General features: G+C 64.3%; 10 protein-coding genes and 2 pseudogenes. 4 read left to right on the top strand and 8 right to left on the bottom strand.

The genetic code is table 11. The features are described 5' to 3' along the window. Window positions 1-10: 10 nt before the first annotated feature. Both LWC34_RS10805 and LWC34_RS10800 read right to left on the bottom strand, forming a co-directional pair. Window positions 11-952: a polyprenyl synthetase family protein gene (locus LWC34_RS10805; protein ID WP_233726404.1), complete on the bottom strand. Its 942-nt coding sequence runs from the start codon at window positions 950-952 to the stop codon at window positions 11-13. Between the two features lie 47 nt (window positions 953-999). Further along, window positions 1,000-2,325 carry a cytochrome P450 gene (locus LWC34_RS10800; protein WP_233724852.1) on the bottom strand — a complete coding sequence of 442 codons (1,326 nt, stop codon included), beginning with the start codon at window positions 2,323-2,325 and terminating at the stop codon, window positions 1,000-1,002. A 155-nt stretch (window positions 2,326-2,480) separates the two neighbouring features. Between LWC34_RS10800 and LWC34_RS10795 the strand changes: the two genes are divergently transcribed. The 4 genes from LWC34_RS10795 (at window position 2,481) to LWC34_RS10780 (ending at window position 6,783) form a co-directional block, all read left to right on the top strand. Next, window positions 2,481-2,708 (top strand): hypothetical protein, encoded by a 228-nt coding sequence (locus tag LWC34_RS10795; protein WP_233724851.1) that lies wholly within the window; start codon window positions 2,481-2,483, stop codon window positions 2,706-2,708. 4 nt (window positions 2,709-2,712) lie between these two features. Further along, complete coding sequence (locus LWC34_RS10790) at window positions 2,713-5,214, top strand: histidine kinase (protein WP_233724850.1); 2,502 nt, start codon at window positions 2,713-2,715, stop codon at window positions 5,212-5,214. Beyond that, a complete protein-coding gene (locus LWC34_RS10785) occupies window positions 5,211-5,864 on the top strand; it encodes a response regulator (protein ID WP_233724849.1) in 654 nt (217 codons plus the stop codon). The genes LWC34_RS10790 and LWC34_RS10785 overlap by 4 nt, the downstream gene beginning before the upstream one ends. A gap of 67 nt (window positions 5,865-5,931) precedes the next feature. Next, window positions 5,932-6,783 (top strand): IS5 family transposase, encoded by an 852-nt coding sequence (locus LWC34_RS10780; RefSeq protein WP_233722595.1) that lies wholly within the window; start codon window positions 5,932-5,934, stop codon window positions 6,781-6,783. Window positions 6,784-6,815: 32 nt separating this feature from the next. On the opposite strand, the gene LWC34_RS10775 is transcribed toward LWC34_RS10780, so the two are convergent. From LWC34_RS10775 to LWC34_RS10750, 6 genes and pseudogenes are all read right to left on the bottom strand, one after another. Beyond that, window positions 6,816-7,466, bottom strand: coding sequence for an IS630 family transposase (locus LWC34_RS10775; protein WP_235729257.1), 651 nt, complete (start codon window positions 7,464-7,466; stop codon window positions 6,816-6,818). After that, window positions 7,406-7,798, bottom strand: a pseudogene (locus LWC34_RS10770) (winged helix-turn-helix domain-containing protein); the annotation flags it as partial. The pseudogene LWC34_RS10770 and the gene LWC34_RS10775, both read right to left, overlap by 61 nt. A 241-nt stretch (window positions 7,799-8,039) precedes the next feature. Continuing rightward, on the bottom strand, window positions 8,040-8,822 hold the full coding sequence (locus LWC34_RS10765; RefSeq protein WP_233724847.1) for an IclR family transcriptional regulator: 783 nt from the start codon (window positions 8,820-8,822) through the stop codon (window positions 8,040-8,042). A 343-nt stretch (window positions 8,823-9,165) separates the two neighbouring features. Then, window positions 9,166-9,387 carry a hypothetical protein gene (locus LWC34_RS10760; protein WP_233724846.1) on the bottom strand — a complete coding sequence of 74 codons (222 nt, stop codon included), beginning with the start codon at window positions 9,385-9,387 and terminating at the stop codon, window positions 9,166-9,168. 114 nt (window positions 9,388-9,501) lie between these two features. After that, on the bottom strand, window positions 9,502-9,852 hold the full coding sequence (locus tag LWC34_RS10755) for a response regulator (RefSeq protein ID WP_233724845.1): 351 nt from the start codon (window positions 9,850-9,852) through the stop codon (window positions 9,502-9,504). Window positions 9,853-10,221: 369 nt separating this feature from the next. Next, window positions 10,222-11,448: pseudogene (locus tag LWC34_RS10750) on the bottom strand (IS4 family transposase); the annotation flags it as partial. Between the last annotated feature and the right edge of the window lie 411 nt (window positions 11,449-11,859).

The following is an 11,859-nucleotide window of genomic DNA, read 5'->3' as shown; positions in this document are numbered from 1 at the left end:
TGTGAACCCTTCAGTGGTCGCGGGACGTGATCATGCGGGCCAATTCGTGCAGCGCGACGGCGGCATCCTGTTGGCAGCCAGGAAGGTTGCTCAGCGCAGCGTCCATTTCCTCATCGGCTTTCGCCCGCGCCCACTCGCGTCCGCCTGCCTCTTCAATCAGACGAGCGGCATGGGCTGGATCGAAGTCCCCTTGGTACAGCGCGAAAAGCTCCTCCCCTGCCGCCGTTCCAGAATTCAATGCGAAGACGACCGGCAAGGACTTCTTGTGCCGCACGAGATCCGCGTGCACAGGCTTCCCGGTAACCGCCGGATCGCCCCAGATCCCGAGCAGATCGTCAACGAGCTGGAACGCCATACCCAGGTGACGCCCAAACGACTGCAACCGCCGGATCCGCCTGCTGTCCCCGCCACCAAGCAGCCCGCCGAGCGTGCACGCGGACGCGAGCAGCGACCCGGTCTTGAACGACACCATCTTGCAGCACTCGGCCAGCGAAACCCGGTCGCGCTGCTCGAATTCCACGTCCCAGGACTGGCCCTGACACAGCTCGATCACGCACCGGCTCAGCACTTCAACAGCGGCCGCGTTGTGCGACACGTGCAACATCGCCAACGCCAGCATCGCGTCACCGGCCAGGATCGCGTCCGCGACGCCGAACACGGTCCACGCGGTCGGCCGGTGCCGCCGGACCGGGTCGTGATCCATCACATCGTCGTGCAGCAACGAGAAGTTGTGCACGAGTTCGACCCCCACCGCGGCGGGCACAGCCGCGGCGGGGTCTCCGCCGGACGCCTGCGCCGCGAGGAGTGCCAGCGCTGGGCGAACGGCCTTACCGGCACCATTGCCGGGAGTGATCGCGCCGGTGGAGTCCCACCAGCCGAAGTGGTATCCGGCGATCCGGCGCATGGACGACGGCAGTTTCGAAACGCAGTCACGCAACGCCGGGTCGGTCATTTCCCGGCTCCACGCCAGGACTTCCGCGGCCGAGGACAGTTGTGTCGTCACCGCGCCACCAGCCGGATCTTGAGGTTGCGGGGCGTGAGCAGCAGCGACATCCGCTCAAGCGGCTTGATCTGCGTGCCGACCGGCTCGATTCGCCACTTCGCCGCGATCATCGCGAGCACCAAAGGCGCCTCGACCATCGTGAACGTGTCGCCGATGCACTTGCGCGGACCCTCGCCGAACGGCACGAACGAGCCCTTGGCCGGTCGTTTCGCGTGCCGGTCCGGGTCGAACCGCTCGGGATCCTCGAACAGGTCCGAACGGTTGCCCAGCACGAACGGGCTGTAAATGATCGTGCTGCCCGCCGGGATGTCCACGCCGCCGAGCGTGCTGTCCTTCGTGGTCTCCCGGGTCAGCAGCCAGCCTGGCGGGTACATCCGCAGCGACTCGCTGATGATTCCCTTGGCGTACGGCATGTTCTCGAGATCCTCGAGTGATGGCGACGGCCCGATGGCGTCGACCTCCGCGTGCAGCCTGTCCTGGATCTCCGGCTGCAACGCCAGCACGCACAAGGCCCAGCCCAATGTGGAGGCCACCGTTTCCACGCCACCAAGGAAAAGGGTGACGACCTGGTTGGAGATCTCCTCCTCCGACAGCGCGCCGCCATCCTCGTCCAGCGCCAGCAGCATCGACATCAGGTCCTGGTGATCGACGCCGGCCGAGCGGTAGTCGGTGATCAATTGGTCGGTGATCTCCCTGATCCGTTTTCTCGCGCGGTCGTATCGGCGTTTCGATCGGGTTGGCAGCTTGTCAAGCGGAGGTGGGATGAGCATGCGTTTGCCCGCGCCGGTCATGATTTCGTTCAGCGCGTCATAAGCGTCCTCGATCAACGCGGCCGACGCGGGCGCGGCGAACATCGTCCTGGCGGCGATCTTCGTGGTGATCGCCTGCATCGCGGCATACACATCGAGTACTTCACCGTGTTGCCATGAATTGGTGACAACGACGGTTTCCGTTTTCATCAACTCCGCGTAGTGGGTGAGCCTATTCGGGTGAAATGCGGGCTGCATCAACCGCCGCTGGCGCCGGTGTTCGTGACGCGGACACGTCGACACGCTTTCCCCGATGAACTCGCGCAACCGGTCCACGAACGGCCCGCCCTTGTCGAAGACCCGGTCGTTGACCAGGACCTGATGGGTCAGCTCGGCATTGCAGACCAGGTAGGCCTTGCTGGTGCCAAGCCGGATCCGGACGAGATCTCCCTGTGCGGGCAAGGACATCAGGAACTTACGGGGGTCGCGCAGCAGTTTGCCGACGTGCCCGAGGACCGGAAGCGCGCCTTTTGCCTCGGCGAACGTGAATGGGCTGGTCATTGTGGCCGTCATGGCACCGAGTGTGGGCAGCGAGAATGAACCGGTCCATGTGTCGTTCTGCCGCGCGGAACAACCCGCGCACAAGAAGTGTCAACATCCACTCGCAAAGTGGACATCCGAGCTCTAGGCTCGGCTCGCGACTTTTCTCCCATTACTGGGTGGTGGAGATGCGACGCGACAAGAAGCGACCTTCCCGCCCGGTGACCGGCGGGCGGCTGGCCACCGGACTGGCCGTTGTCGCGGTATTCGGTTTCGTTCTGTTGATGCCGCCGTTGCTCTCCGCTTTCAACACCGGCGGGCAGATTTTCGGCCTTCCGGTGATCTGGGTGTATCTGTTCGTGGTGTGGGCGGTGATCATCGGCGTGATCGCCGTCCTTGTCGGAAAGTCAGGATGACGTGGTGTTGCAGACCTGGGTCGTGGTCACGGCCTCGATCGCCTACCTCGGCATTCTGTTCGCGGTGGCGTTCTACGGTGACCGGCGCGCCGACGCGGGCCGCAGCGTGATCAACTCCGGCACAACGTATGCGTTATCCCTTGCGGTTTTCGCCACCTCGTGGACGTATTACGGCAGTGTCGGCCGTGCGGCGACCGACGGACTCGGCTTCCTGACCACGTATCTCGGCCCGACGCTGATGATGGCGTTGGGCTGGCTGGTGTTGCGGCGGATCATCCGGATCAGCAAACGCAACCGGATCACCTCGATGGCCGACTTCATCTCCGCGCGCTACGGCAAAAGCAGCGTGCTCGGCGGCCTGGTGACGGTGATCGCCGCGATCGGGATCGTGCCGTACATCGCGCTGCAGCTCAAAGCGGTCTCGGCGACGTTCGAGATCATCCGCGGCCAGCCGACGACCGGGCACGTGCCGATGTTCCAGGACACCGCGCTGTACGTGGCCCTGCTGCTGGCCGGATTCACGATCCTGTTCGGCACAAGGCATCTGGACGCCACCGAGCGGCATGAGGGCATGGTCGCGGCGATCGCCTTCGAGTCGGTGGTCAAACTGGTCGCGTTCGTCGCAGCGGGCATCTTCGTCACTTTCGGCCTCTACGGCGGCTTCGGCGACCTGTTCAGCCAAGCCGCGCAGGCAAATCTGTCCACATTGTTCACTCTGGGTACCGAGACTGGGACGTGGGCGTGGCTGATTGTGCTGGCCGCGTTGGCGAGCGTGCTGTTGCCGAGGCAGTGGCAGGTCGGCGTGGTGGAGAACGTCGACGAGCGGCACCTGAAGCGGGCGATGTGGCTGTTCCCGTTGTACCTGTTGGTCATCAACATTTTCGTGCTGCCGATCGCGGCGGGCGGGTTGCTACGCCTTGGGCCTTCGGCGAACCCGGACACCTACGTCCTGACGCTGCCGATGGACGCCGGGCAGGGTGCGTTGACGCTGTTGGTGTTCATCGGCGGGCTCAGTGCGGCCACCGGGATGATCATCGTCGAGATGGTCGCGTTGAGCACAATGGTCTCGAACTCGCTGGTGATGCCCACGTTGCTGCGGGGCGCGCCGAAGTTCGTGCAGCGCCGCGACCTCGGCAAACTGATCTTGCTCGCGCGCCGGGCGACCATCGTGCTGGTGATGCTGCTCGGGTACGCGTCCTTCCGGTTCGCAGGCGAGGGTTCGGCGCTGGTGTCGATCGGCCTCGTTTCGTTCGCCGCGATGGCCCAGTTCGCGCCTGCGGTGCTCGGCGGGCTGTTCTGGAAAGGCGGGACACGCGACGGCGCGCTCGTCGGGCTGGTCGGCGGATTCATGGTGTGGGCGTACACATTGCTGCTGCCGTCGTGGCTGCCTGGCGCCTTCCTGCGTGACGGTCCGTTCGGGATTTCCGCGCTGCGGCCGCAGCAGTTGTTCGGCATCAGCGGGATGGACAGCGTCAGCCACGCCATGTTCTGGAGCATGCTCGTCAACATCGGTGCGTACGTTTGCATTTCGTTGATACAGCGGCCGAACGTCGCCGAACGCGCCCAAGCGGTGCAGTTCGTCAACGCGCTGGCCGATCCGGTGGAGACTCGGGCTTGGTACGCCGGGGTGACCATCGGCGAGTTGCGTTCCCTGTTGGCGCGGTTTGGCCGGACAATCGACGGACCGTCGAATGCCAAGGCGGACCCCGAGCAGATCCGGCAGGCCGAGACCGAACTGGCCGGATCGATCGGCATCGCCTCGGCACGGATCATGATCGCGTCGGTGGCTGGCGAGGAACAGCTTGGCGTCGAGGAGGTGATGGAGATGATCGACGAGGCCTCACAGGTCGCGACGCTTGAGGAGCGCCACCGGCTGGCCCGTGAACTGCACGACTCGGTCTCCCAGGCACTGTTCTCGATGACGCTCTACACCCGCGCGGTCGAACTGGCCGCGCAGAAGGAAGGCGCGGACCCCAACGGTCCCGTTACGCGCGGCCTGGCCGAGTTGCGAAACCTCACCCAAGGCGCGCTGGCCGAGATGCGCGGCGCGTTGTTCCAGCTGCGTCCGGACACATTGCACGAAGAAGGGCTGGTGTCCGCGATCCGCAAGGGCGCGTCGGCGATCGCGGTACGTGAGAACCTGCGGGTCGAGGTCATCGCGCCGCAGGAACGGCTGCCGCTCAGTGCTTTCCGGGAAGAAGAGCTGTTCCGCGTGGTGCAGGAAGCGATGCACAACTGCGTGAAGCACGCCAGCCCGAGCCGGATCGAGGTCCGGCTGACGCTCGACGGCGACCTGGTGATCGAGGTGGCCGACGACGGGACGGGCTTCGACCCGGCCGCGCCGCACATCGCCGGGCTTGGGCTGACCGGGATGCGTGAACGGATGCGCCGGATCGGCGGCCAGTTGATGATCGACAGCTGTCCAACGGGATCGACCACCGTCCGGCTCGTGGTACCGGACGCTGCCAAGACTGACGACGCTGAGCTGGAGGAGCGCGCACGATGAGCCCGATCCGGGTCTTCCTTGTCGACGACCACGCGGTGGTCCGGCGTGGCATGCGCGCGTTCTTCGAGATGCTCGACGACATCGAGGTGCAAGGCGAAGCCGCCGACGGTCAAGCCGCTCTGGACCAGCTCGCCATCTGCGCGGCCGCTGGCGATCTGCCGGACGTCGTGCTGATGGACCTGCTCATGCCGCGTCTGGACGGCATCGCGGCCACCAAGGCGATCAAGCAGCGGTATCCCGGGGTCGAGGTCGTCGCGTTGACCAGCTTCAGCGAAGCCGAACGTGTCCACGTGGCCTTGGAGGCCGGCGCGGCGGGTTACTTGCTGAAGGACGCTGAGGCCGACCAGGTGGGTGCGGCGGTTCGTGCCGCCAAGCGCGGCCAGGTCCATCTCGATCCTGCCGTCGCCAGGACGCTCACCCGGTCTCTGGTCTCGCCGCACCGCACAGCGACCGCGCTTACCCCACGAGAGCGGGAAATTCTCATTCTTGTCGCAAAAGGACAGTCCAATAGGGACATCGCGGACGCGTTGATGATCAGCGAGCGAACCGCGCGGACGCACGTGTCGAACGTACTGTCCAAACTGGGCTTGACGTCCCGTACCCAGGCCGCGTTGTGGGCCGTTCGTGAGGGACTGGTCACAGGACCCTAAGAGGGCATCTGATCTTGGTTGGGGCGATATGTCTGTGTCGGGTGACGGCTGATACCTTGATCAACTTGTGGGGTCCCGGCGTGCGTACCGCAGCGACTTGTCCGATGCTCGCTGGGCGTTGATCGAGCCAACGCTGACGGCGTGGCGTGCTGCCCGGCGTGGGCCGGGAACCGTGATGCGCGTGCATGACTTGCGGGAGATCGTGAACGCGATCCTGTACGTGTGCCGGACCGGGATCGCCTGGGAGTATCTGCCGCACGACTTCCCGCCCTGCAAGACGGTTTATGACTACTACGCCAAGTGGGAAGCCGATGGCACAACGGAAACGCTGCATGACCTGTTGCGTGACCAAGTCCGCGTCGCGAAAGGCCGCGCTGCTGCCCCGACGGCGGCGATCATCGACTCGCAGAGCGTGAAAACCTCCTGCAATGTCAGCGAATCCAGTCAGGGTATCGACGCGGGCAAGAAGATCAAGGGCCGCAAACGGCACATCGCCACCGATGTGCTCGGCCTGCTGCTGGCGGTAATCGTGACCGCGGCGTCGGTGCAGGATTCCGCTGGCGGGCAACAGGTTCTCGATCATCTCGCCGCTGCGCATCCGACCGTGTCGGCGGCATGGGTGGACGGTGGCTACAACAACACAGTCATCCGTCATGGAGCCCAGCGGGGTATCCGGGTTGAGGTCGTCAAACGCCCTTCTGCCAAGGGATTCCACGTGTTGCCCCGGCGGTGGGTAGTGGAGCGCAGTCTGGGCTGGCTGATGCAACACCGCCGACTCGCGCGCGACTACGAAGCCCTGCCCCAGCGGTCGCGCACGATGGTCCACTGGGCGATGACTAACATAATGAGCCGCACCCTGACCGGGGAATCCACCCAAACCTGGCGAAACGATCCACCCAAAGCAGACATTCTTGCCTAACTAAAGACCTTTCGGTATTTGAGTGAGTTATGTCATAGGGAAAGGCCGGTGTGGTCGAGGAAGTTGAAGCACAGTTGGTAGCTGCTGCCGACGCGTTCCAGGCCGGCCTGCGCGGCGGTGTGGGCTTCGTCGAGGGTGTCGGGGCACAAGTTGGCCAGTTCGCGTGCTTTGACGTTGCCCCATACCGTTTCCATCGGGTTGAGGTCGGGGGCGTAGCCGGGCAACGGTTCCACGTGCAGCCAGTGTCGTTGGGTGGTCAGCCATGCCTTCATGTCGTTCGATCGGTGGGCGGGCAGGCCGTCCCAGATCAGGGTGACTTTCTGGCCGTCGAGGTGCTCGTGCAGAGCGGTGAGGAACTCGATCAGCGAGGCGGTGTTGTAGGCGCCTTCTTTGATGCCGAACACGAACACCGCCTCGCTGCGGTCGGGTCGGTAGGCCAGCGCGCCGGACATCGACAGGCGTTTCCAGGAGAACCGGTGGGTCAGCACCGGTGTCTGGCCGCGTGGCGCCCAGGTGGCCCGTACTACGGGCAGCAGGGAGAATCCGGACTCGTCCTGGAAGCAGATCCAGGCCCCTCGGCGCCGGGCGCTTTTTTTATGCGTGGCCACTCCTTTTTCACCCACCTGTCGATGGCCTCCTGGTCGCGTTCGGTGGCGCGGCGGGCGGGACGCTGCCTGCTCCAGCCCAGCCGCTCGCGCAGGATCGTCCAGGTCTGGGTTTGCGAGTACCGCACCCCGGTGAGTTTCTCGATGACCTTGGCCACCCGTGCCAGTGTCCACATGTCGGTCGGGAATCCGTTCGCCTTCGGTCCCTGCGCCAGCGCGCCGGCCACCTCGGCCACCTGCTCGTCGGTCAGCTTGGGCAGCCGCCCGGCACGGCCAGCCCCGGCCAATGCCTGCCGTCCGCCGGCCGACCACGCCCGGTGCCACCGTGAGGCGGTCTGCGCCGAGACTCCCAACTCCACCACCACATCGACCTGCCGCTTGCCGCGGTCGAACATCTCCGCTGCCCGCATCCGACGTTCTCGCAACGCCTCAAAATCACGGCGGGCAGCTACTTTCTTGCTGCTACGGCCTTTCCGACGCTGGCCGGCCGATCGTGACGGTTCTGGCACACCACGATTGTCCTACCAGGCAAGGCGAATCACCCGCAACGACTCACCCTATTACCGAAAGATCTTTAAGATCAGATGCCCTCTAAGCGGCATTGGGATCTAGGTCGTATGCCGGGCCCGATTCCCAGGCCCGGCATACGCATTAAGCGACGCTGGCCCGTTTCGACGCCAGCACAACCGAAGCCGCGCGGGCGGCGCGACGAAGCCGCTCGACGACGGCCTCCGGTTGGAAGCGTCCCGCGGGACCGCTGATCGAAATCGCGGCGATCGCGCGGCCCTTCGCGTTGACCAACGGCGCGGCGACACATTTCACCTCAGGGTGGGTTTCCCCACGGTCGTAAGCGAGCCCTTGCTGCCGTACGGTCCTGAGCTCGGCAGCGAGCCGCAGCGGCTGCACGATGGTGGCTGGCGTGTACGTCGCCAGCTCGGAAGTCAGGATCGCGCGTTGCGTCGCCATTGGTGAATACGCAAGCAGAACCTTGCCCAGCGCGGTCGAATGCGCTGGCAGCAGCCCACCGACCCGGGAACACACCGGTGCACGGCGGTGCCCGTAGATCTTCTCAACACAGTGGATGTCCACGCCGTCAAGGACTCCCAAGTGGATGGTCTCGTGCGTCAGCTCGTACAGGTCCTGCAGGAACGGCAGGCTTACTTCACGCAGGTAAGCCGGAATCCCCGCGCTCAGCACGCCGGAGATGCCACGGATCCGATCGCCTAACCGGTACGTGCCGGCGAGGCGTTCGACGACGCCTGCCGCCTCGAGGATGCCGAGCAGCCGGTGGCTGGTCGACTTCGGCAACCCGGTTCTGCGGGAAAGCTCGGACACGCCAAGGGTTTCGCCTCGGTGGTCCCAGCCTTCCAATATCGTGAACGCCTTCTCGACCACCCCGCCGGTGGCCTGCACTGCGGTATCGCTCAGAGTCATCGTCTGCACACCTCTGCTTGATCAGGCCGCCTGCGCGGCGGCGAGGCTTGCTTGGCATGCGGCCAAAAGCCGGACGGTGGCGGCACTACTTCCTCCGCCGCAGCGCGGACAGCGCATCGCGACTGTCCGGGCCAGTTCGTCGACGGTGACGGTCAAGACCATTGCGCAGTCACGGCACCAGCGGTGGCGCGTGACCGGGTGAGCATGCAGTGGCGATGACACGATTGGTGGATCCATCTGCCGTGCACGTGGCACGTGAGCCGGTCATCGGGGGACAGCCGGTCGGCTCGTTCCGCCGCGTCTTCGGCGGCGAGCCTGCCGGCCAGCACGGACGTCCTGCCGCCTACTCGGTCCGGTACGAGACCGCACGCAGTTCGAGCCTGCGGGCGTGCTCGTAGCTTGCCGCGGCGTACGCACGTTCCTGCGCCGCGTCCTGACCTGCGCATTCAGCGAGCCGTTCATGCATCCGGCCCTTTGCCCGGTACCACTCGGCGACCGTCTCGTCCGGCGCTCCGGGCTGAGGGCGCTGGTAGAACAGCTTGGTCATCTCGATCATCGCGTTCATCTCAGCCTCCCGCCGATCACAGTGCTCTTCATCACAGCGGTATTCATCGGACAGTCGACCGAAATCGTCCGATCCGTTGCGGCAATGTCGAATATGACCTCTGTCGTGGGCCGGCTACGTCATCTGTCGCAGGGCATCGAGGAGAAACTCGGGCACACTCGCCTTGTCGAGGAACCGCGAAGCACCAGCCGCCAGCGCACTGTGCCGCGCGGCGAGATCAAGACTGATCGCCACGACCGGAACCTTCATCTCCCCGAGGTCGTGTACGAGCTCCAGCCCGTTGTCCAGCTCAGGCAGGTGGACGTCGACGACGGCGACATGCGGGCCGAGCGTGCGAGCGATCTCAAGGGCGGCCTCGGATCCCGCGGCCTCGCCGATCACATCGAATCCGGGATGCGCGCCGAGGAAAGCACGCAGCGCTGAGCGGACCCGCAGGTCGTCGTCGACTATCAGCACCCGGATCATCGTTCCCATTTCACGCCTGCGACCAGAGCCCGAACCAGGACCCGATGACCCGGATCGATCGCGACAAATGACGTAGACCAACGCCGTGTCCACCGTTCCTGAACGGCGTGTCCACCGTTCCGGCACACCGTGTCCACCGTTCCGGCACACCGTGTCGACCTCAATGCCGCTTAGTTAAGCGATCTTGCTGAAGACGTGCAGCTCAGCCGGTTTGTCGTAACGTGCGCCGATGTGGTTTGGGCGTTTGATGAGCTTGTCACCGACCTGACTTCGTTTCACCACTCGGGGATACGAGCGATGTCGACGTCCACGGGTGCGGCGTTGTCTGATCTCTTCACACGTCTCGATGATCGCCCTCTTCAGGCGATGAGGGGAAAAACCCGCCTGGTTGGTAACCTGGCGGCGGACAGCGTTGAGGCTGCGAACGAACGACAGCTCGTCGACATCCAGCCCATCATCAGGTCCGGCGTCATCTGCGGCCTCATGCATCAGATCCCGCACCGCGTAATGTGTCAGCAGCAGAGCCCAGATTTCTTGCCGGACTAGATCGGCCGATTTCGACCGTAGCACCCTGCTATGGGATATCTGATGGGTTTCGACCTCGTCCAGTGTCAACTCGAACTCCCATCGCTGCCGATACAACGCCGCTAGCTCCGCCGCGGCCGCCAACTCGTGATCCATGATCGTGGTGATCAACCGGATCGTCTCGGGCTGATCACCACGGTTGGTCACCATGTACTCCACCACGCGGATTGGCAGCCGCATCTCTGGACGCACGGTGCGTTGCTTGCCACGCTTGAGATCCACCTTGACCTGTCTGGGCAACAACTCCGAGCGGAACGAGCCATCCGGCAACCACTCCAGCACCGGCACCTCAACGCTATTCTTCAACCGCCACAACAAATCAGCACCGGTCTCGGTCGCCTGTTTCCACAACTCATAGCCAAAGAAACCACGATCAGCCACCACTAGCATGCCCGGCTCGAGATCATCCAGAATGCGCGTCAGCAACTCGCGCTCATAGACCCGCCACGAGTCGATCGCCGCGGCCACGATCGCATGGGTGCCGCACTCGCCCAAGCCGACGACGCGCACCTGCGGGAACGGGCTTTCCCCACCACCATGCGATTTCTTACCGAACACCGCGACGTTGTCATCAGTATCCGGCACGTCCAGCACCAGCCCATCCACGGCCATCACCCGCCACCCGTGAAACCAGGCTCCCTTCGTGCCTGGCCGAGCCATCGGCACCGCGACCCGCTCGAACAAGACCTGCAACGGTTCCGCACCCAGCCGTTGGCGTGCTTGGGAAAGCGCACTCGTGGTCGGCACATGCCAGTCATCCCGCCAGGTACCCAGAAACCGCAGACCGTTGACCAGCTTGCGCATCACCTCTTCATAACTGTCTTCGAAGAACAGGCATAGCGCCAACACCCAATAGACAACCACCCTGGCTGGCAGCAACCGTGTTCGCTTCTCCCGTCGACCCGTGTCGGCCAGCACCTCGTCCACCAGATCACGATCCAACAAACGTGTGAGAACACCGATACTGATCCCGTCGGTGAAGCGCCGGGATGGTGTGGCGGGCACGGTCACATGAGCAACGTATACGCCACTATTTCCATGCGCTACAAGGGGTTTTCTCCGAAGCCGTACACGTCATCGATCCACAGGAGACAGAAATATTTCATGTCTCCGCACCACTCACCACCCGCTTAACTAAGCGGCATTGGTGTCGACCTTTGCTGACGGGTGTGTCCACCGTTGCTTGCTGGTTTTTCTTACTTTCCAGCTTGGCGTTCTGCGCTTCGGGGCTTTCACTTCAGGGCTTCTTTCATTGCTCCGCCCTAGCGCGTGTCCACCATTCCTTCATGGTGAGTCAAACTGCTCGACTCGCTACCAGCCCCGCTGGTCGCCGCCGTGCGCCGCTCGCGCGTTCAACTCACCACAAGGAATGGTGGACACGCGCGCTGTCGCGCCGTAACCCGTCGCTTCGCTCCGGGGGTT

It is taken from the genome of Kibdelosporangium philippinense (assembly GCF_021390435.2).
Lineage (GTDB): Bacteria > Actinomycetota > Actinomycetes > Mycobacteriales > Pseudonocardiaceae > Kibdelosporangium > Kibdelosporangium philippinense.
This window is presented reverse-complemented; position numbering and strand designations above follow the sequence as displayed.